This window comes from Massilia sp. CT11-137 (assembly GCF_047302885.1).
GTDB classification, from domain to species: domain Bacteria; phylum Pseudomonadota; class Gammaproteobacteria; order Burkholderiales; family Burkholderiaceae_D; genus Telluria; species Telluria orientalis.
On record NZ_JBKYMP010000002.1, the window covers coordinates 1314813 to 1336826 of the forward strand.

Consider the following 22014-nt stretch of genomic DNA (forward strand, 5'->3'; position numbering starts at 1 on the left):
TGTCAAAAGTGCCGAAGCCTCGCATTGTGCCACGTGAAATCGTTGTCACTTCTCTTTACGCGGTTTTACACATACGAAAAACGATATCGAAGTTGCGGAAAAATTGATTGGATCGTTCTCGATGTTGCGCCTAACATTACCGATGAGCATGCCAGTTCTGAAAGCGTTCCCCAGCTTTCAGAAACATAACAATACTTACAAAGTAACAGGAGACGTATGGAACCCACCGTATCGGGCCGTTTCACGCCCGCCAGCCGCGCCTTCGCATTGCGCGGCACCGTGGCCGCACTCATGGGCATCGGGCTGTTGACGAGCGTTTCCGTCCGCGCCCAGGACGCCGGCGCGTCCCAGGACGCCAACCAGGCCAACGGCGGCAACAACGTCGTGGTCGTCAGCGGCCAGCGCCAGGCGGCGCAGAGCGCCCAGACGATCAAGAAGAACGCGGACCAGGTCCTCGATTCGATCGTCGCCGACGACATCGGCAAATTCCCCGACAAGAACGTGGCCGAGATCCTCGCCCGCGTCACCGGCGTACAGGTCCTGCGCGGCGCCGGCGAAGCCAGCACGGTCGTGATCCGCGGCCTCGGCGGCGCGAAGACGCTGTTCAACGGCCGCGAGATGTTCACCGCCGCCAGCCGTTCGCTGTTCCTGGCCGACGTGCCCGTCTCCATGCTGCAGCGCGTGGACGTGTATAAATCGCAGGGCGCCGACATGGTCGAAGGCGGCACCGCGGGCACCATCGACGTGCGGACCTTCCGTCCGTTCGACTTCAAGGGGTCGCAGGTCGCCATCAACGCCCGCGCCGAAAACCGCGACAAGGCCGGCAAGACCGATCCGCAGGTCGGCGGCCTGTGGTCGAACCGCTGGAAGACCGGTATCGGCGAAGTCGGCCTGCTGGGCGGCCTGTCGTACCAGCGCGGCCGCTACAGCGATGAAGTGGCGTGGGCCGGCCAGCCGGCCACGTACCAGGCCAACGGCCAGACCGTGCAGGGCGCGGACGGCAACGGCCGCGTGATGACGACCGGCGACCGCAAGCGCCTGGCGCTGAACTTCGCGGCCCAGTGGCGCCCGAACCGCGACATGCAGTTCTACGCGGAAGGTTTCGGCACCAAGATCGACCACGATGCGCAGAGCGTGTTCTTCGTCGGCGGCTTCCCCGTGAACAGCCCGACGTCGACGATCAAGACGATCACCGAGAATGGCAAGAACTACCTGGACAGCATCAGCAATCCGAGCGACACGTCGCTGGTGCTGAGCTCGACCCAGGCGCGCCGCGACTGGTCGAAGGGCAGCCAGCTGGCCGTCGGCGGCACGTGGGACGCGACGCCGACGATCCGCCTGTCGACGGAAGCCGTGCGCACGGTGTCGACCACCCGCCAGGAAAACCCGATCCTGGACTCGATCTACACGGCGCCCCATGCGGTCGTCGGCGGCACCCGCGACGGCGGCGGCTATGTCGATTATCCGGGCACGGACCTGACCGATCCGTCCAAGTGGACGATGATCGCACTGTACGACAACCACAACCACGCGAACGGCTCCGCCAACGACTGGCGCGGCGACGTGTCGTGGACCCCGGAGAACGACGGCCTGCTGAAGGAATTGAGCGGCGGCCTGCGCTGGGCGCAACGCGACGCCTCGTATGCGCACGAACTGGGCAACTACCGTCCCGCGACGATCACCGGCCAGAATCCGGGCAGCGTTCCCGGCCTGTCGTGCCTGAGCCCGGAAACCCACGGCAACTACGGCATCAACCAGTACTACGCCGCCTGCTACAACTTCCTGCTGGATAACACGTCCGTCGTGCGCCAGGCCATCCTGGGCACGCCGAACGGCCTGCCGGACGATCCGCTGTCGTTCTACACGGACCGCGAGACGTCGCAAGCCATCTACGGCAAGGCCAAGCTTGGCTTCGACGCCTTCGGCGTGCCGATCGACGCGACGGCCGGCGTGCGCGTCGTGAACACCAAGCAGAGTGTCAACGGCAACTCGCGCAGCGGCACGGGCCCCGTCACGCCGGTCGCGGTCTCGACCAGCAATACGGACGTGCTGCCGAGCCTGAACCTGCGCGCCAACTTCCGCAACGACCTCGTCGGCCGCCTCGTCTACGGCAAGGCGATCGAGCGCGCCGCGTTCGGCGACTACAACCCGGGTGTCGTGCTCGGTTCCGTCACCACGACCAACGGCAATCCGCCGGGCGGCTCCGGCGGCAACCCGAACCTGAAACCGCAGGAAGCCCGCAACCTGGACGTCGCGCTGGAGTGGTATTTCGCGAAGGACGGCTCGGTGACCGGCACGGTATTCCAGCACGACTTCAAGAACTTTATCCGCCACAAGACGACGACGGAAACGATCAACGGCCAGGCTTACCTGATGGACCGTCCGTACAACACGGACACGGCCAAGCTGTACGGCTTCGAGGGCGCCTACCAGCAATTCTTCTCGTTCCTGCCGGGCTGGCTGAGCGGCCTGGGCATGCAGGCGAACTTCACGTACATGAACGGCGGCATGACGGAGCCGGACGGCACGCGCAACACGTTCCCCGGCATGTCCAAGCGGGCCTACAACCTGGTCGGCCTGTACGAGCGCGGCCCGTGGTCGGCCCGCGTGGCCTACAACTGGCGCGACAAGTTCGTGGACACGTACAACTACCGCGGCCTCGGCCTGGACCTGGTCGTCGACCCGATCAAGACGCTGGATGCCTCGATCTCGTACAAGATCACGGACAACCTGACGGCAACCCTGGACGGCAGCAATCTGCTGGACCAGGAGTACCACGACTACCACGGCACCCCGTTGCTGCCGCGTGACGTGCGCCGTTATGACCGTGTCGTCGGCTTTGCCCTCCGTTGGAAACACTGATTCAGGTTTCTAATCACTAGGCAATAATCAGGGTGCTGCGCGGAACGAATCCGAGTAGCACCTTCGTCGTTTGGAAAGAGGTCCGTATGCAAACCCAGAAACTCTCCACGCTCGAAAAAGTGGGCTTTGGCGCCGGTGACATGGCGCTCAACGTGGTGATCTCATCGATGATGCTGATCATCACTTTCTTCTATACGGACGTCTATGGACTCAAGACGACCGACCTCGCGCTGCTGTTCGTGCTCGTCAAGATCGTGGGCGCGATTTCCGACCTGATCGTCGGCCAGATGACGGACAGTTTCCTGTCCCGCTGGGGCCGCTACCGTCCGTATTTCCTGTTCCTCGCGATCCCGTACGGCCTGTCCGTGTACGCCGTGTTCAGCACGCCGGACTGGAATTACGACGCCAAGCTCGTGTGGGCCTATTCCACCTACATCGTCATGACGCTGATGACGTCGGGCGTGGGCGTGCCGTACATCTCGCTGATCAGCGGCCTGACGAGCGACCCGCAGGAGCGCCTGTCGGCCAACGGCTACCGCCTGTTCCTCGCGAAGGTCGGCGCGTTCATGGTCACGATCGTCGTGCCGATCCTCGCGCAGCGCTGGGGCAACGGCAACCAGGCCGCCGGCTACCAGGCGGCGATGGCCCTGATGGCGGTGCTGGGCGTCGTGCTGTTCCTGTTCACGTTCTTCACGACGACCGAACGCGTCGTCTACAAGACGAAGCGCCAGCCGCTGCTGGAACAGATCGCGGTGCTGGCACAGAACGACCAGTGGCTGATCCTGTGCGCGGTCTGCGTGACGGGCACCATCGGCTACGTGATCCGCGGCTCCGTCGCGATTTATTACGCCAAGTATTATCTGCACGGCGACACGGAGACCGTGTCCGCCTTCCTGTCGACAGGTGTCGCGGCCGCGATCATCGCGATGGTCGTGTCGACGTGGGTGACCAAGTTCTATTGCAAGGTCAAACTGTTCCGCTACACGCAGCTGATGGTGGCGGTGCTGTCCGTGATGATTTATTTCCTGGTCAAGCCGGGCGACACGGCACTGGCCTTCTTCCTGTACTTCCTGCTGTCGCTCGTCGTCGACCTGCACGCACCGGTGTTCTGGTCCGCGATCGCCGAGACCATCGACTATGGCCAGGTGAAAACGGGCAAGCGCGTGTCGGGCTTCGCGTTCGGCGGCATCTCGGTCGCGCAGAAGGCCGGCATGGGACTCGCGGGCGGCATGGTGGGCCTGCTGCTGAATTATTTCCACTACCAGCCGAACCAGGAACAGAGCGCGCTGGCGCTGCAGGGCATCGCCCTGATGCTGTCCGTGATTCCCGGCTTCTTCCATTTCCTGATGGGGGCGCTGATGTTCAAGTACCGCATCAGCGATGAGTATTACTCTACCGTCAAGGAAGATTTGCGGGCGAGCCAGGCGACTTAACCAGCGTCGTCCCCGCGGAGGCGGGGACCCAATTTTGCATGCGTGATCGGTAGCACCCACTTGGGCCCCCGCCTGCGCGGGGGCGACGTATCAAATGTAACTCTAGAGAACACGATGGAAACCGTACTGAAACCCCTCATCGAACAACGCGCCGACCCGTACATCTACAAGCACACGGACGGCTATTACTACTTCACCGCCTCGGTCCCGCAATACGACCGCATCGAACTGCGCCGTGCAAGGACGATCGCGGAACTGGCCGCCGCACCCACCGTCGACGCGTGGGTCAAGCCGGACACGGGCCCGTACAGCGAGCTGATCTGGGCGCCCGAGCTGCACTTCAACATGGGCGCGTGGTACGTCTATTTCGCCGCCGCGCCGAGCCGCGAGATCAAGTACAAGCTGTTCCAGCACCGCATGTACGCGATCCGCAATACCAACGCGAATCCGCTCGAAGGCACGTGGGAATTCATGGGCCAGGTCGACACGGGCATCGACACGTTCTGCCTGGACGCGACCACGTTCAACCACAACGGCGTGCTGTACTACCTGTGGGCGCAGAAGGATAACGAGATCGAAGGCAATTCGAACCTGTACATCGCGAAGATGAAGACGCCGTGGCAGATCGAAGGCAAGCCCGTGCTGCTGTCGAAGCCCGAACACGATTGGGAAATCCGCGGCTTCTGGGTCAACGAAGGCCCGTCCGTCCTGCGCCGCAACGGCAAGATTTTTATTTCGTATTCGGCCAGCGCCACCGACGAGAATTACGCGATGGGCCTGCTGTGGGCCGACGAGAATGCGGACCTGCTCGATCCGGCCGTATGGACAAAGTCGCGCGAGCCCGTGTTCCGTACATGCTACGATCACGGCATTTACGGACCCGGCCACAACAGCTTTACCTATGCTGAAGATGGCGACACCGTGATGCTCGTCTACCACGCGCGCACTTATACGGAAATCGTCGGCGATCCGTTGTGGAACCCGGACCGCCATACCTTCGTCAAACCGCTGCGTTGGGACGAGAACGGCATGCCGGTATTCGGGCGGCCATCTACCCTCTGAGGAAACAACAACGTGCAAAACGGAATTACCCAAGCGCCGTTCGGGACCTTGCCCGACGGTCGGCAAGTCAACCAGTACACGCTCAAGAACAATAACGGCATGGTCGTCAAGGTGCTGGACTTCGGCGGCATCATCACCGAGATCCACGTCCCGGACCGCGACGGCGTCTTTGCCGACGTCGCCCTCGGCTTCGAAACGCTCGAGCCCTATGTCAAGGACAGCCCGTATTTCGGCGCGCTGATCGGCCGCTACGGCAACCGCATCGGCAAGGGCCGTTTCACGCTCGACGGCAAGGAGGTCCAGCTGACGACCAACAACGGCAACAACCACCTGCATGGCGGCGATCCGGGCTACGACAAGGTGTTGTGGACGGCCGCTGTCGAAGGCGACAGCCTCGTCCTGCGCTACCACAGCCCGGACGGCGAGCAGGGCTATCCCGGCAATCTCGACGCCATCGCCACGTATGTGCTGACCGACGACAACGAGATCGTCGTGCGCTTCCACGCCGTGACCGACCAGCCGACGCCCGTCAACCTCACCCAGCACAGCTATTTCAACCTGGCCGGAGCAGGGCAGGGCGACATCCTCGCTCATGAGATCACGATCGACGCGGATAAATTCGTGCCCATCGATGCGGAATCGATCCCGTTCGGCGAACTGGCCCCCGTGACGGGCACGCCGTTCGATTTCCGCAAGCCGCGCGCGATCGGCGAGCGCATCACGCAACCGGACAAGCAACTGCGCCACGGTACCGGCTACGACCATTGCTGGGTGCTGAACAAGCACCTGGGCGACAAGAGCCTGAAGCGCGCCGTCCACGTGTTCGAGCCCACGACGGGCCGCGTGCTCGAACTGTTCACGCAGGAACCGGGCGTGCAGTTCTACAGCGGTAACTTCCTCGACGGCTCGCTGAGCGGCAAGGGTCATCCCTGGATTTTCCGCAGCGGCTTCTGCATCGAGCCGGAACACTACCCGGATTCGCCGAACCAGCCGACGTACCCGAACACGATCCTGCGTCCGGGCGAGGTCTACGAAACGGAATCGCGCTTCCGCTTCTCGGTGGCGTAGGGTGGGCGGCCCTCCGCCCACGCGTGACGCCAACAGGCCGCGAACGTCACGCGTGGGCACGGGGGGGGCCCCCCCACCCTACCGTGGTGCAGCAAGTGAAACAGGAGAAGGCTGACATGATGGAACTGGTAGTAGATGGCCGGAATATACTCGGCGAGGGCATCGTCTGGGACGACAGGGGCGCACGCCTGTTCTGGACCGATATCGAAGGCAGCGAACTGTGGTCGCACGCCCCCGCGACGGGCGCGCTGCAGCGCTGGCCGCTGCCCGAGCGCCTGTGCTCGATGGCGCTGACGCACGACGACGGCCGCCTGCTGCTGGGCCTTGCCTCCGGCCTGGCGTTCTTCGATCTCGCCAGCGGAGAACTCGACCGCATCTGCGACGTCGAGGCAGACCTGCCCACCACGCGTCTCAATGACGGCCGCACCGACCGCCAGGGCCGCTTCGTCTTCGGCGTGTTCAACCAGGCCGAGAACCCGAAGGAGCCGATCGGCGGCTTCTACCGGCTGAACCACGACCTGTTGCTGGAGCGCCTGCCGCTGGGCGGCGTCGCCATCGCCAACAGCATCTGCTTCAGCCCGGACGGCCGCACGATGTATTACGCGGACTCGGGCACGCGCGAGATCCGTTGCTGCGACTATGATCCGGACACGGGCGCCGTGTCGAACCTGCGCGAATTCGCGGCGGCCGACGCGGCCCCGGGCGATCCGGACGGCTCGACGATCGATGCGGACGGCTATCTGTGGAGCACGCGCTGGGGCGCGGGGCAGGTCGTGCGCTTCGCCCCGGATGGTACCGTCGACCGCGTATTGACGTTGCCGGCGCCGCAACCGACGTGCCCGGCGTTCGGCGGCCGCAACCTGGACGTCTTGTATGTCACTTCCGCAACAGTTGGCCTGCGCGCCAGCCAACTGGCGGATGCACCAAAATCGGGCGGTGTGTTTGCAAAATCGCTAACAATTAAGGGCTTGGCAGAGGTTAAATTCGCTGGCCGGAGCCGATAGCGGTAACAGCGATGTCGATAACGATATCGATTGCTGCTAAAAATTGATTGGAAAGTTATCTTAGCGGCCTTTAGACTTCCTTCATCGCTGAGCTGGACGACGACAAGGGTCGCTCAGATTACAAAAACGACGGAGGAAGAATGTCCGAGACAAAAAAGAAGCCCACCCTGCGTTCAGCAGCGTGGTTCGGTACCCAGGACAAGAACGGCTTCATGTACCGGAGCTGGATGAAGAACCAGGGTATCCCCGATCATGAATTCCAGGGCAAGCCGATCATCGGCATCTGCAACACCTGGTCCGAACTCACGCCCTGCAACGCCCATTTCCGCAAGCTGGCCGAGCACGTCAAGCGCGGCATCCTGGAGGCGGGCGGCTTCCCGGTCGAATTCCCCGTCTTCTCGAACGGCGAGTCGAACCTGCGCCCGACCGCCATGCTGACTCGTAACCTGGCCAGCATGGACGTCGAAGAATCCATTCGCGGCAATCCGATGGACGGCGTCGTCCTGCTGGTCGGCTGCGACAAGACCACGCCGGCCCTGCTGATGGGCGCCGCGAGCGTCGACATTCCGGCCATCGTCGTCACCGGCGGCCCGATGCTGAACGGTAAGCTGAACGGCCAGGACATCGGCTCCGGCACCGCCGTCTGGAAACTGCACGAGCAGGCCAAGGGCGGCCAGATCTCGATGCACGACTTCCTCGCCGCCGAAGCCGGCCATGCGCGCTCGGCCGGCACCTGCAACACGATGGGCACCGCGTCGACGATGGCCTGCATGGCCGAATCGCTCGGCGTCTCGCTGCCGCACAATGCCGCGATCCCCGCCGTCGACGCGCGCCGCTACGTGCTGGCGCACATGTCGGGCATGCGCATCGTCGAGATGGTCAACGAAGACCTGAAGCTGTCGAAGATCCTCAAGCGCGAGAACTTCGAGAACGCGATCCGCACGAACGCCGCGATCGGCGGCTCGACCAACGCCGTGATCCACCTGAAAGCCATCGCCGGCCGCATGGGCGTGCCGCTGGAACTGGAAGACTGGACCGCCGTCGGCAAGGGCACCCCGACCATCGTCGACCTGCAGCCGTCCGGCCGCTTCCTGATGGAAGAGTTCTATTACGCCGGCGGCCTGCCGGGCGTGCTGCGCCGCCTGGGCGAAAGCAACCTGCTGCCGCACAAGGACGCGCTGACCGTGAACGGCAAGACGATCTGGGAAAACGTCCAGGACGCGCCGATCTACAACGACGAAGTGATCCGCAAGATCGACAATCCGCTGATCGACGACGGCGGCATCTGCATCCTGCGCGGCAACCTGGCCCCGCGCGGCGCCGTGCTGAAACCGTCGGCCGCCTCGCCGCACCTGATGAAGCACCGCGGCAAGGCCGTCGTGTTCGAGGACTTCGATCACTACAAGGCGCGCATCGTCGATCCGGACCTGGACGTCGACGAGAACTCGATCCTCGTGATGAAGAACTGCGGTCCGAAGGGTTACCCGGGCATGGCCGAAGTGGGCAACATGGGGCTGCCGCCGAAGCTGCTGGCGAAGGGCATCACCGACATGGTCCGCATCTCCGACGCGCGCATGAGCGGCACCGCCTACGGCACCGTCGTGCTGCACGTGGCGCCGGAAGCGATGGCCGGCGGCCCGCTGGGCATCGTCAAGGACGGCGACTTCATCGAACTCGATTGCAAGGCCGGCCGCCTGCACCTGGACGTGCCGGAAGACGAGATCAAGACCCGTCTCGCCGACCGCGCCGAGAACCAGAAGGAAGCGCCGCGCACCGGTTACGCGGGCCTGTACCTGGATCACGTGCTGCAGGCGGACGAGGGCTGCGACTTCGACTTCCTCGTCGGCTGCCGCGGTTCGGCCGTGCCCAAGCATTCCCATTGATTGATCGACGTTGGACGCGTGAACGGTTTGGCCGTTCCCGCGTCCTGTTCATTCTGAACGAACGGATTCCACCATGCTGCTCATCCAATACAAATCCGCCACCGGCGACCGCCGCGTCGGCATCCTGAACGGCGACATCGTCACCGCCATCACCGGCTACGCCACCACGCTGGAACTGGCCAAGGCCGCCATCGCGCAGGGCAAGAGCCTGGCCAGCCTGGCCGACGCCGCCGCAACCGGCGACAAGGACTCCTACGAAGCGATCGCGCAGGCTGGTCGCGTGCTGGCCCCGATCGACCACCCGGACGCCGCGCACACCTACGTCACCGGCACGGGCCTGACGCACCTGGGCAGCGCCGACGCGCGCGACGCCATGCACAAGAAGATCGGCGGCGACGTCGAGTCGCTGTCGGACTCCATGAAGATGTTCCGCATGGGCGTCGAAGGCGGCAAGCCGGAAGCGGGCAAGGCCGGCGTGCAGCCGGAATGGTTCTACAAAGGCGACGGCTCGATCGTGCGCGCCAGCGGCCAGGACATGGAAATGCCGGACTTCTCGCTGGACGGCGGCGAAGAGCCGGAGATCGCCGGCCTGTACGTGATCGGCGACGACGGCCAGCCGTACCGCGTCGGTTTCGCGATCGGCAACGAGTTCTCGGACCACGTGACGGAACGCCAGAACTACCTGTACCTCGCGCACTCGAAGCTGCGCAACTGCGGCGTCGGCCCGGCGCTGCTGGTCGGCGAACTGCCGGCCCACGTCGAAGGCGTTTCGCGCATCCGCGCCGCCGACGGTTCCGTGCGCTGGGAAAAAGCGTTCGTGTCGGGTGAGCAGAATATGTCGCACACCATCGGCAACCTGGAATACCATCACTTCAAGTACGGCCTGTTCAACCGCCCGGGCGACGTGCACATCCACTTCTTCGGCACCGCGACCCTGAGCTTCGCCGACAATATCAGCGTGCAGGCCGGCGAGACGTTCGAAGTCGAGTCGCCGCAATTCGGCCCCGCGCTGCGCAACAAGCTCGCCGTCCAGTCCACCCAGTTCGCGAAAGTAAAGACCTTATGACCATCGCACAAATCACGGGCGAAGCCCTCATCGGCGGCGTCGCCCAGCGCGGCGCCGGCGGCTCGTTCAAAGCCTGGAACCCGGGCGCGCGCACGCACATCGAACCCGCATTCAACATGGTCGACATCGCCCAGATCGACCAGGCCTGCAGCCTGGCCGGCAAGGCGTTCGACATCTTCCGCAACACGACCGACGAAGAGCGCGCCGCGTTCCTCGACACGGTCGCCGAGCAGATCATGGCCCTGGGCGATGCCCTGGTCGAGCGCGCGATGGCGGAAACCGGCCTGCCGCGCGGCCGCATCGAAGGCGAGCGTGGCCGCACCTGCACCCAGCTGAAACTGTTCGCCAGCCTGCTGCGCGAAGGTTCGTGGCAGGATCCGCGCATCGACCCGGCCCTGCCGCAGCGCACGCCGCCGCGTCCGGACCTGCGCAGCCGCCTGATCGGCGTCGGTCCCGTCGCCGTGTTTGCCGCATCGAACTTCCCGCTCGCCTTCTCCGTCGCCGGCGGCGACACGGCATCGGCCTTCGCGGCCGGCTGCCCGGTCGTGCTGAAGGCCCACTCGGCCCACCCGGGCACGTCGGAACTGGTGGCGCGCGCCGTCGTGAAAGCCGTCGAACTGTGCGGCCTGCCGGCCGGCACGTTCGCACTGCTGACCGGCACGGGCAACGGCATCGGCCAGGCGCTCGTCGCGCATCCGGCCATCCAGGCCGTCGGCTTCACCGGTTCGCGTTCGGGCGGCACCGCACTGATGGCCGTCGCAGCCGGCCGCCAGCAGCCGATCCCGGTCTACGCCGAGATGAGCAGCATCAACCCGGTGTTCCTCCTGCCGCAGGCGCTGGAACAGCACGCCGAGCGCATCGGCCGCGAATTCGCCGCGTCGCTCACGCTGGGCGTCGGCCAGTTCTGCACCAACCCCGGCCTCGTGCTGGCGATCGACGGTCCGGGCCTGTCCACGTTCTGCGCATCGGCGACGGCCGCGCTGAACGACACGCAGCCCGCCACGATGCTGTCGGCCGGTATCGCGTCGAGCTTCCGCCGCGGCGTGGGAGCGTTGGCCAGCAACGAAGCGGTGACCACGCTGCTGCGCCTGGAGCACGAAGAGAACCAGGGCCACGCCGCGCTGTTCCGCGTGGAAGGCGACGCCTTCCTGGCCCGCAAGGAGCTGCACGAAGAAGTGTTCGGCCCGGCCTCGCTGCTGGTCGTGTGCAAGGACGTCGAGCAGATGCGCGTCATCGTCGAGCACCTGGAAGGCCAGCTGACGGCCGCGATCCACCTGGAAGAGGGCGACATCGCGGCGGCGCAGGTCCTGCTGCCGACGCTGGAGCGCAAGGTCGGCCGCATCCTGGCCAACGGTTTCGGCACCGGCGTGGAAGTGGCGCATGCGATGGTGCACGGCGGTCCGTTCCCGGCCACGGCCGACGGCCGCAGCACCTCGGTGGGCACGGGCGCGATCTTCCGCTTCCTGCGCCCCGTGGCGTACCAGAACCTGCCGCAGGCGCTGCTGCCGGCGGTGCTGCGCGACGAGAACCCGCGCGGCATCTGGCGCCGCCGCGACGGCGCGCTGGGCAAAGACTGACACGCCAACACGCCGCTAACGTCACGCGTGGGCACAGGGGTGCCCACCCTACGCAAGCGGCGACGGTAGGGTGGGGTGATTGATGCCGGGGGCATCAATCACGTGCCCACGCGTAACGCATAGAATAAGATTAAGGAGACGACGATGGGTACTTTAGCCAAGTACGGTAGCCTCGAAGGCAAACGGGTATTCGTGACGGGCGGCGGCAGCGGGATCGGTGAAGCGATCGTCGCCGCGCTGGTGGAGCAGGGCGCGCTGGTCGGCTTCGTCGACATCATGCGCGACGCCAGCGAGGCGCTGGTGGCGCGACTCGCTGCGGCGGGCCACAAGGCGCCGATCTACCGTTACTGCGACATCACCGACATCCCGAGCCTGCAGGCCGTGATGGCCGAGATGGCCGCCAAGCTGGGCGACTTCGACGTCATCGTCAACAACGCCGCCAACGACCAGCGCCACCAGATCGGCGAGGTGTCGGTCGAGTACTGGGACGAGCGCATCGCCATCAACCAGCGTCCGATGTTCTTCACCGTGCAGGCGGCGCTGGAAGGCATGAAGCGCCGCGGCGGCGGCTCCGTCATCAACTTCAGTTCGATGTCGTGGCACGCCAAGAACCCGAACTACCCGATTTACGCGACCACGAAGGCATCCGTGATCGGCCTGACGCGCTGCCTCGCGCGCGACCTGGGCAAATTCAACGTCCGCGTCAACACCGTGACGCCGGGCTGGGTGATGACCCAGCGCCAGATCGACCTGTGGCTGGACGAGGCGGGCGAGGCCGAGATCGCGCGCTCGCAATGCCTGCCGGGCAAGCTGATGCCCGAGGATATCGCCGCGATGGTGCTGTTCCTGTCCGCCGACGACAGCAAGATGTGCACGGGACAGGAATTCATCGTGGATGCTGGGTGGGTGTGACGGATATACCGTCGCATTTCCGATCCCGCCGCTACCTTCAAGACCGTCATTCCCGCGCACGCGGGAATCCATACTGGGCCTCTCCGGCACGTGTCCTATGGATTCCCGCTTCCGCGGGAATGACGGCTGTTAATGCAATCACCTTAACGACCAAAACAAACGGAGACCACATGAAGGCATTCCAACCCAAAGTCCTCGCCCTCGGCCTTGCCGCCGCATTCTGCGCCGGCGCCGCGTTCGCCCAGGTGAACGTCACCGTCGACGCGTCCAAGCCCGGCGCGGTGATCGACAAGGACGTCTACGGCCAGTTCGCCGAGCACCTCGGCACCGGCATCTACGGCGGCCTGTGGGTTGGCCCGGATTCGAAGATCCCGAACACCAAAGGGTGGCGCAACGACGTCGTCGGCGCGCTGAAGGACATGCACGTGCCGCTGGTCCGCTGGCCGGGCGGCTGCTTCGCCGACGAATACCACTGGCGCGAAGGCATCGGCCCGCGCAGCAAGCGTCCGGTGAAGGTCAACACGAACTGGGGCGGCGTCCCGGAAAACAATGCGGTCGGTACGCATGAATTCTTCGACCTCGTCGAGATGCTGGGCGCGGACGCCTACGTCAACGGCAACCTGGGCACCGGTACCCCGCAGGAAGCGGCCGAGTGGATCGAATACATGACGTCGGAAGGCAAGTCGACGCTGGCCGAACTGCGCGCGAAGAACGGGCACCCGGCGCCGTTCAAGGTCGCCTATTTCGCGATCGGCAACGAGTCGTGGGGCTGCGGCGGCAACATGCGTCCCGAGTACTACGCCGACCTGTACCGCCAATGGAATACCTTCCTGAAGGCGCCGCAGCACCTGCGTCCGAAGATGATCGCCAGCGGCGGCACCGCCGACGACACCACCTGGACCGACGTCCTGTCGCGCGACCTGAAGGGCCGCACGGACGGCATCAGCTTCCACTACTACACGCTGCCGACCGGTAAATGGGAAGTGAAGGGCGCCGCCACCGGCTTCCCGGAATCGGAATGGTTCTCGACGATGTCGCAGACGCTGCGCATGGATGACTTCATCCGCAAGAACGTCGCGATCCTCGACAAGAACGACCCGGAGAAGAAGATCGGCTTCGACGTGGACGAGTGGGGCACCTGGTACGACGTCGAGAAGGGCACCAACCCGGGCTTCCTGTTCCAGCGTAATACGATCCGCGACGCCGTCGTGGCCGCGCTCAACTTCAACATCTTCCATGCCCACGCCGACCGCGTGCGCATGACGAACATCGCGCAGATGGTCAACGTGCTGCAAGCCATGATCATCACCGACAACGAGAAGATGCTGCTGACGCCGACGTACTACGCCTTCAAGATGTACGTGCCGTTCCAGGGCGCGACGTCGCTGCCGGTTTCGCTGTCGAACAACACGACCTACGGCTCGAACGGCCAGGGCGTGCCGGGCATCAGCGCGTCGGCCGCGAAGGCCAAGGACGGCAAGACCTACGTCGCCCTCGTCAACACGAACCCGCATGACGCCACCGACGTCGTGCTGAACGTCGCCGGCCAGAACGTCGGCGCCGTGCGCGGCCAGCTGCTGACGGCCGATGCGATGGACGCCCACAACACCTTCGACCGCAAGGACGCCGTGAAGCCCGTGCCGTTCAGCGCCAACGCCAGCGGCGGCAAGCTGACGATCAAGGTGCCGGCCAAGTCGGTGCTGGTGGTGGCCGTGGAAGGCTGACCCATGGCGCACGCATTCACTCCGCGTGCGCTGGCTGCGGCGGTCGCGGCCGCATTCGTCCTCGCCGGTTGCGGCGGCGGGGGCGGCGGCGGCACTGCGGCGGTCGGCACGCCCGTCGCCGCGACGCCGGCCGCGCCTGCGCCGGTGACGACGCCCGATACCCCGACCCAGGCGGCGATCACGTTCGCCAACGTGTCCGTGCACGACCCGGCCGTCATCAAGGTCGGCGACACGTGGTACGCGTTCGGCTCGCACCTCGCGGCCGCGAAGACGACGGACCTGATGAACTGGACGAAGATCGCCGACGGCGTCAACGACGCCAACCCGCTGTTCACGAAAGTAACGGCGGCGCTGGCCGATACGTTCGCGTGGGCCCAGGTGACGGACCTGTGGGCGCCCGACGTCATCCAGCTGGACGACGGCAAGTTCTATATGTACTACGACGCGTGCAAGGGCGATTCGCCCCGCTCGGCGCTGGGCGTGGCCGTGGCCGACAAGGTCGATGGCCCGTACGTCAACAAGCAGGTGTTCCTGAAATCCGGCATGTGGGGCGAGGCGAGCCCGGACGGCACGGTGTACGACGCGCTGAAGCATCCGAACGTCGTCGACCCGAACGTGTTCCGCGACGCGGCCGGCAAGCTGTGGATGATCTACGGCTCTTACTCCGGCGGCATCTTCATCATGGCGATGGACCCGGCCACCGGCCTGCCCGTCGCCGGGCAGGGCTACGGCAAGCACCTCATGGGCGGCAACCACGCGCGCATCGAAGGCGCATACGTGATGTACAGTCCGGCCACGAAGTACTACTACCTGTTCACGTCGTTCGGCGGACTGGATGCGGCCGGCGGCTACAACCTGCGCGTGGCACGTGCGACGAGCCCGGACGGCCCGTACCTGGACGCCTCCGGCAAGGACATGGCCGAGGTGAAGTCGGATCCGACGAAACCCCTGTTCGACGACGCGAGCATCGCGCCGTTCGGCCAGAAGCTCGTGGGCAGCCACCAGTTCGCGCTGGCGGCCGGAGAATCCGGCACGCCGCTCGGCTACGTGTCGCCCGGCCACAATTCGGCCCGCTACGAAGCGGCGACGAACCAGTACTTCCTGATCTTCCACACCCGCTTCCCGGGCCAGGGCGAGTATCACGAAGTGCGCGTGCACGAAATGTTCATCAACGAGGACGGCTGGCCGGTGGCGGCGCCGCTGCGCTACGTGCCGCTGGCGAAGAGCGCGACGCCGATCGCACCGACCGTCACCGGCGCGGACACCGCGGGCGCATACAAGATGGTCAACCACGGCAAGGACATCTCGGCCACCGTGAAGCCGTCCGTCGCGATCCGGCTCGACGCCGCCGGCACGGTGACGGGCGGCGCGAGCGGCACGTGGACGCACAAGGGCAACAACAACGTGGCCATCGTGATCGACGGCGTCACGTACAGCGGCGTGCTGTCGCGCCAGTGGAACCCGAACGCGAACGCGTTTGCCGTGACCTTCACGGCGCAGTCGAAGACCGGCGTGTCGCTGTGGGGCATCCGCACGGGCTCGTAATCGAAAGGAGCAGGCATGCGTAAAGCAGTGGTACTCGGCGTCGGCGCGGTGGCGCTGGCCGCGGCGTGGATGGCGCAGGCGTCGCAGGTCGGCGTGCACGACCCCGTGATGGCCAGGGACGGCAGCACCTACTACCTGTACAGCACGGGCCCCGGGATCACGTTCTATTCGTCGTCCGACATGCTGCACTGGAAGCCGGAAGGCCGCGTGTTCGCGGGCGAGCCCACGTGGGCGAAGCGCGCCGCGCCCACGTTCAACGACCATATCTGGGCGCCGGACATCCACCAGCACAACGGCCGCTGGCTGTTGTACTACTCGGTGTCCGGCTTCGGCAAGAACACGTCGGGCATCGGCGTGACGACGAACGCCACGCTCGACCCGCGTTCTCCCAACTATCGGTGGGACGACCAGGGCATGATGGTGCAGTCGGTGCCGGGCCGCGACCTGTGGAACGCCATCGACCCGAACGTCGTCGAGGACGATAAGGGGCAGGGCTGGATGAGCTTCGGCTCGTTCTGGGGCGGCATCAAGCTCGTGAAGCTGGACGCCAGCTGGACGAAGCTCGCCGAACCGCAGGAATGGCACACGATCGCGCGCCGCGAGCGTCCCGCGTTCACGCCGGACGAGGACGCGGCGCCGGCCGAGATCGAGGGGCCGTTCATCTTCAAAAAGAACGGTTATTACTACCTGTTCGTCTCGTGGGGCCTGTGCTGCCGGGGGCCGAAGAGCACGTACCACGTCGTCGTGGGCCGCGCGCAGGACGTGAAGGGGCCGTACCTCGACCGCCAGGGCAAGGATATGGCGAAAGGCGGCGGCTCGCTCGTCGTCAAGGGCGACAAGGACTGGCAGGGGCTCGGCCACAACAGCGCCTACACGTTCGACGGCAAGGACTACCTCGTGCTGCACGCCTATGAAACGGCCGACAAGTACAAGCAGAAGCTGAAAGTGATGGACATCCGCTGGGACAAGGACGGTTGGCCCACGGTCGATCCCAAAGACCTCAACAAGTATGTGAGCGAAGAACTGAAATGAAGCTGACCCGCATCGCCGCGCTGTTGTTCACCCTGGGCGCGACGTGCGCCCAGGCCGCCGACCTGTTCCCGCTGCAGGCCGTGCGCCTGGGGCCCAGCCCCTTCCTCGACGCCCAGGCGACGGACCTGAACTACCTGATGGCGATGGAGCCGGACCGCCTGCTGGCGCCGTTCCTGCGCGAAGCGGGGCTCACGCCGAAGCAGCCCAGTTACGGCAACTGGGAATCGTCGGGACTGGACGGCCACATGGGCGGGCACTACCTGTCGGCGCTGGCATTGATGTATGCGTCGACCGGCGATGCCGAAGTCAAGAAGCGCCTCGACTACTTCGTCGCGGAGCTGAAGCGCGCGCAGACGGCCAACGGCGACGGCTATGTCGGCGGCGTGCCCGGTGGCCGCGCCGCGTGGCGCGATGTCGCCGCGGGCAAGCTCCATGCGGACAACTTCTCCGTCAACGGCAAGTGGGTCCCCTGGTACAACCTGCACAAGGTCTACGCGGGCCTGCGCGACGCGTACCGCTATGCCGGCAACGAGGATGCGAAGGCGATGCTGATCGCCATGGCCGACTGGGCCCTGCGCCTGACGAGCCGCCTGACGGACGAGCAGATGCAGCAGATGCTGAAGGCCGAACACGGCGGCATGAACGAGGTGCTGGCCGACGTCGCCCAGATGACGGGGGACCAGCGTTACATGGACCTGGCGCTGAGGTTCTCGCACCAGGCCATCCTGCAGCCGCTGGAGAAGCACGAGGACAAGCTCACGGGCCTGCACGCGAACACGCAGATCCCGAAAGTCATCGGCTTCAAGCGCATCGGCGACCTCACGGGCCGCAAGGACATGGCGGATGCCGCCGCGTTCTTCTGGCAGACCGTCGTCGACCACCGCACGGTGGCCATCGGCGGCAACAGCGTCAGGGAGCACTTCCATGACGACAAGGACTTCAGCCCCATGATCAACGAGGTCGAGGGGCCGGAGACCTGCAACACCTACAACATGCTGAAGCTGACGGAGATGCTGTTCGAGACGTCGGACAAGGCAGCGTACGCCGACTACTACGAGCGTGCGCTGTACAACCACATCCTCGCGTCCGAACGTCCTGGCACGGGCGGCTTCGTCTACTTCACGCCGATGCGCCCGAACCACTACCGCGTGTACTCGCAGGTGGACCAGGCGATGTGGTGCTGCGTGGGCTCCGGCATCGAGAGCCACGCGAAGTACGGTGAATTCATCTATGCCCATGAGGGCGATGCGTTGTTCGTGAACCTGTTCATCCCGTCGACGCTCGACTGGCGCGAGAAGAACGTCAAGGTCGCCCAGGCGAACAACTTCCCGGACCAGGCCTCTACCCGCATCACGGTGGACGGCGATGCCCGCTTCGCGCTGAAGATCCGCTATCCGGCCTGGGTCGCGCCGGGCAAGCTGGGCGTGAAGGTGAACGGCAAGGCCGTGAAGGTGAATGCGCAGCCGGGCAGCTACGTCAGCATCGAGCGCGCGTGGAAGAAGGGCGACCGCGTCGACGTGAGCCTGCCGATGACGATGCGCCTCGAGCAGATGCCGGACAAGTCGAATTACTACGCGGTGCTGTACGGCCCCATCGTGCTGGCCGCGAAGACGAATCCGTTCCCGACCGAGCACCTGAACTTCCTCGCGGACGATTCGCGCATGGGCCATAGCCCGTCCGGCCAGGTGTGCCCGCTGGAGGCGGCGCCGACCTTCGTCTCGGACAGCAAGGATTTCACCCGGCGCTTCAAGCCGGTCAAAGGCAAGCCGCTGACGTTCACGGCACCCGGCGTCGTGCAGGGCGGGGCGGGGTCGTCGACGGAGTTCATCCCGTTCTTCCGCCTGCACGATTCGCGCTACATGATCTACTGGCAGCAGAGCACCCCGGCCGAATTCGCCCGCATGAAGGAAGAGAACGCGGCGAACGAAGCGGAGCGCCTCGCGCTGGACGCGCAGACCATCGACCAGGTGGCGCCGGGCGAACAGCAGCCGGAATCGGACCACGGCTTCAAGGGCGAGGGTGCCGACGCGGGCCTGAACAACGGCCGCCACTGGCGCCATGCCAACAAGTGGTTCAGCTACCAGTTGAACGATCCCAAGCACGAAGCGAAGGCGCTGCGCCTCACGTTCGCGCGCGGGGACGCGGGCCGCAGGTTCGACATCGTCGTCGACGGGCAGCGGATCGCCGAAGTGGAACTGGCGGCCGGCGAGGACCAGGAGTTCTACACGCGCGACTTCGCGCTGCCGCCCGCGCTGGTGCAGGGCGCGAACGGCAAGCTCGAAGTCAAGTTCGTCGCGAAGGAAGGCTCGATGGCGGGTGGGTTGTACGGGCTGCGATTGATGCGCTGACTCAAAAAGCACTACGTTGAGCTAAAAACCGTCATTCCCGCGCAGGCGGGAATCCAAGCTCTGCACGCGTCGCGATAACGCGTGCAAATTGGGTCCCCGCCTGCGCGGGGACGACGTTTCAGACGTTAACGTTTAGCCTGCGCCCGCGCCTTCGCCATCTTGTTGAGTACCTTCCACCGCGCCCGCTCCGCGATGCGATCCAGCGGCGTCGCCGCCGCATGCCGCACCTCGCGCAACAGCTTGTGGTAGTTGCGCAGCCGGTCCGCATCCACGACGCCGCGCACCCCGCATCCCGGTTCCTCCACGTGCGTGCAGTCATGGAAGCGGCAGTGCGCGGCCAGCGTCTCGATGTCGTCGAACGCCGCGTTGACGTCGTCCTCGTCGGCGTCCGGCTGCCAGCTACGCAGGCCCGGCGTGTCGATCACGCACGCGCCGCCCGCGCACAGGTGCAGCGAGCGTGACGTCGTCGTGTGGCGGCCGCGGTCGTCGCCCTTGCGTACGCCGCCCGTTTGCTGGTGCGCGCCGGTCAGGGTGTTCGTGAGCGTCGACTTGCCCACGCCGGACGTGCCGACCAGGACGAGCGTCTGGCCTTCTCCGGTCCACGGCGCCAGCGTGTCGGCCGCGCCGGTTTCCTGCGGATGCACGCGCACCACGGGCACCGTCGGCGGCAGGCGCGCGCCCACTTGCGCCGCTTTCGTATCCGCGTCGGGCACGAGATCGCCCTTCGTCAGCACGATCACGGGCGCCACGTCGCAGGATCTGGCGACCATCAGGTAGCGCTCCAGCCGGCGCAGATTGAAATCGCCGTCGAGGCCCATGACCAGCAGGGCCGTGTCGACGTTGGCCGCCAGCCGCTGGCGCGTGCCGTGGGCGTCGCGCCGTACCAGCTCGTTCAGCGGGTCGACGAGCGTGTGGACCCACGCTTCGTTTTGCTCGTTAAGGTCGAACAGCACCCAGTCGCCGACGGCAAGCGAGGCGTCGAGGGATGGATGCGGCCGGGCGGGGAATTCGCGCAGGCCGTCGTGCAGGACGAGCGCGGTGCGGTGCACGCTCGCCACGCGCGCGGGTCGTCCGCGGTCGTGCGGGGCGAGGCGTGCGGCGATAGGGTTGGTGAGTCCGATGCGGCGCAGTGCCGCGATATCGAAGGCTATCATGGTCGTTGTGTTCCTGTTGCGAAGCGCGCGGACGCGCGGGCACGCTGCCGCACGCAATACGATGCGGCGGCAACGATGGATTCGGTCAGGGGTAGTCGGCGCGGCTGGCGCGCCCATTCGCAACGACGATGAGCGACGACGGTGATCGGCGAAGAAAGGCGGTCAGGCGGCCGACGGGAGGGCAATATCCGGCTGGTTCATGGGGCGCTCCTCGTCAGTGAATGAAAAGGCAAGTATAGCGCGGCGGCTCGGCCATGCAACCGACATTTGTATTGATGCCGAAATGGATATGTCTACCGTCAAAAAAATGATTGGATAGATATGTCAGTTCTGTCATAGTATCCGTGCACAACAATTCCGGAGACTAAGTGATGATCATCACCCGCAGAACCCTCCTGGGCGCCGCTGCCGCCATCGCGTGCGCCGCCGCCATCCCGGCTTTCGCCGCCAAACCCCTCACGATCGGCTTCTCGCAGGTCGGCGCCGAAAGCGAATGGCGCACCGCGAATACCGCCTCGATCAAGGACGCCGCCAAGAAGGCCGGCGTCAACCTGAAATTCGCCGACGCCCAGCAGCAGCAGCAGAACCAGGTCAAGGCCATCCGCTCGTTCATCGCCCAGCGCGTCGACGTGATCGCGTTCTCGCCGGTCGTGGAAACCGGCTGGGAGACCGTGCTGCGCGAAGCGAAGAACGCCAAGATCCCCGTGATCCTGACCGACCGTGCCGTCAAGGTCACCGATCCGTCGCTGTTCGTCAGCTTCATCGGTTCCGACTTCGTGGAAGAGGGCCGCCGCGCCGGCCGCTGGCTGCTGGACTACGCCAAGAAGAATGGCGACAAGCCGCTGAACATCGTCGAGCTGCAGGGCACGACCGGTGCCGCGCCGGCGATCGACCGCAAGAACGGTTTTGCGGAAGTCATCGGCACGAATCCGAAGCTGAAGATCATCCGCTCGCAGACCGCCGACTTCACCCGCGCCAAGGGCAAGGAAGTCATGGAAGCCTTCCTGAAGTCGGAAGGCAAGAAGATCAACGTGCTGTACGCGCACAATGACGACATGGCCATCGGCGCCATCCAGGCCATCGAGGAAGCGGGCCTGAAGCCGGGCAAGGACATCATCATCATCTCGATCGATGGCGTGAAGGGCGCGTTCGAAGCCATGAAGGCCGGCAAACTGAATGTGACGGTCGAGTGCAATCCGCTGCTCGGTCCGACGCTGATCCAGACGGCGCAGGACGTCGTGGCCGGCAAGCCGGTCCCGAAACGCATCGTCGTCAACGAGGGCGTGTTCCCGGCTGAGGTGGCGGCGAAGGAACTCCCGAACCGCAAATACTGATCGGGCGGGG

At 65.4% G+C, this 22014-nt stretch carries 15 protein-coding genes; 14 read left to right on the forward strand and 1 reads right to left on the reverse strand.

The window, feature by feature from the left end:
• The first annotated feature begins 216 nt into the window (after positions 1-216).
• The 13 genes from ACEN98_RS22600 to ACEN98_RS22660 all read left to right on the forward strand — a co-directional run bounded on the left by ACEN98_RS22600 (position 217) and on the right by ACEN98_RS22660 (position 19516).
• On the forward strand, positions 217-2862 hold the full coding sequence (locus tag ACEN98_RS22600; RefSeq protein ID WP_413387186.1) for a TonB-dependent receptor: 2646 nt from the start codon (positions 217-219) through the stop codon (positions 2860-2862).
• Positions 2863-2948: 86 nt separating this feature from the next.
• Positions 2949-4295 (forward strand): MFS transporter, encoded by a 1347-nt coding sequence (locus tag ACEN98_RS22605; RefSeq protein WP_413387188.1) that lies wholly within the window; start codon positions 2949-2951, stop codon positions 4293-4295.
• Positions 4296-4409: 114 nt separating this feature from the next.
• Positions 4410-5357 (forward strand): glycoside hydrolase family 43 protein, encoded by a 948-nt coding sequence (locus ACEN98_RS22610; protein WP_413337194.1) that lies wholly within the window; start codon positions 4410-4412, stop codon positions 5355-5357.
• A 12-nt stretch (positions 5358-5369) separates the two neighbouring features.
• On the forward strand, positions 5370-6425 hold the full coding sequence (locus ACEN98_RS22615; RefSeq protein ID WP_413387190.1) for an aldose epimerase family protein: 1056 nt from the start codon (positions 5370-5372) through the stop codon (positions 6423-6425).
• A 116-nt stretch (positions 6426-6541) separates the two neighbouring features.
• Positions 6542-7429: an SMP-30/gluconolactonase/LRE family protein gene (locus ACEN98_RS22620; RefSeq protein ID WP_413387192.1), complete on the forward strand. Its 888-nt coding sequence runs from the start codon at positions 6542-6544 to the stop codon at positions 7427-7429.
• 140 nt (positions 7430-7569) lie between these two features.
• Complete coding sequence (locus ACEN98_RS22625; protein WP_371765825.1) at positions 7570-9312, forward strand: IlvD/Edd family dehydratase; 1743 nt, start codon at positions 7570-7572, stop codon at positions 9310-9312.
• A gap of 73 nt (positions 9313-9385) precedes the next feature.
• A complete protein-coding gene (gene araD1 / locus ACEN98_RS22630) occupies positions 9386-10378 on the forward strand; it encodes an AraD1 family protein (protein ID WP_413387194.1) in 993 nt (330 codons plus the stop codon).
• The gene (locus tag ACEN98_RS22635) at positions 10375-11955 is read left to right on the forward strand and encodes an aldehyde dehydrogenase (NADP(+)) (protein ID WP_413387196.1); all 1581 of its coding nucleotides are present in this window, start codon (positions 10375-10377) and stop codon (positions 11953-11955) included. The genes araD1 and ACEN98_RS22635 overlap by 4 nt, the downstream gene beginning before the upstream one ends.
• A gap of 144 nt (positions 11956-12099) precedes the next feature.
• Entirely contained in the window at positions 12100-12867 is a 768-nt protein-coding gene (locus ACEN98_RS22640; protein ID WP_413387198.1) for an SDR family NAD(P)-dependent oxidoreductase, read from the forward strand.
• A gap of 170 nt (positions 12868-13037) precedes the next feature.
• Positions 13038-14591: an alpha-N-arabinofuranosidase gene (locus ACEN98_RS22645; RefSeq protein WP_413387200.1), complete on the forward strand. Its 1554-nt coding sequence runs from the start codon at positions 13038-13040 to the stop codon at positions 14589-14591.
• Between the two features lie 3 nt (positions 14592-14594).
• Entirely contained in the window at positions 14595-16136 is a 1542-nt protein-coding gene (locus tag ACEN98_RS22650; RefSeq protein WP_413387202.1) for a glycoside hydrolase family 43 protein, read from the forward strand.
• Positions 16137-16151: 15 nt separating this feature from the next.
• Positions 16152-17168, forward strand: a complete 1017-nt coding sequence (locus ACEN98_RS22655) for an arabinan endo-1,5-alpha-L-arabinosidase (protein WP_413387203.1) — start codon at positions 16152-16154, stop codon at positions 17166-17168.
• Entirely contained in the window at positions 17165-19516 is a 2352-nt protein-coding gene (locus ACEN98_RS22660; RefSeq protein WP_413387204.1) for a beta-L-arabinofuranosidase domain-containing protein, read from the forward strand. The genes ACEN98_RS22655 and ACEN98_RS22660 overlap by 4 nt, the downstream gene beginning before the upstream one ends.
• Positions 19517-19641: 125 nt before the next feature.
• Here the strand turns inward: ACEN98_RS22660 and rsgA are convergent, their stop codons facing one another.
• Positions 19642-20670, reverse strand: a complete 1029-nt coding sequence (rsgA, locus tag ACEN98_RS22665) for a ribosome small subunit-dependent GTPase A (protein WP_413387206.1) — start codon at positions 20668-20670, stop codon at positions 19642-19644.
• 371 nt (positions 20671-21041) lie between these two features.
• Between rsgA and ACEN98_RS22670 the strand changes: the two genes are divergently transcribed.
• Positions 21042-22004, forward strand: coding sequence for an ABC transporter substrate-binding protein (locus ACEN98_RS22670; RefSeq protein ID WP_413387207.1), 963 nt, complete (start codon positions 21042-21044; stop codon positions 22002-22004).
• Positions 22005-22014: the final 10 nt, after the last annotated feature.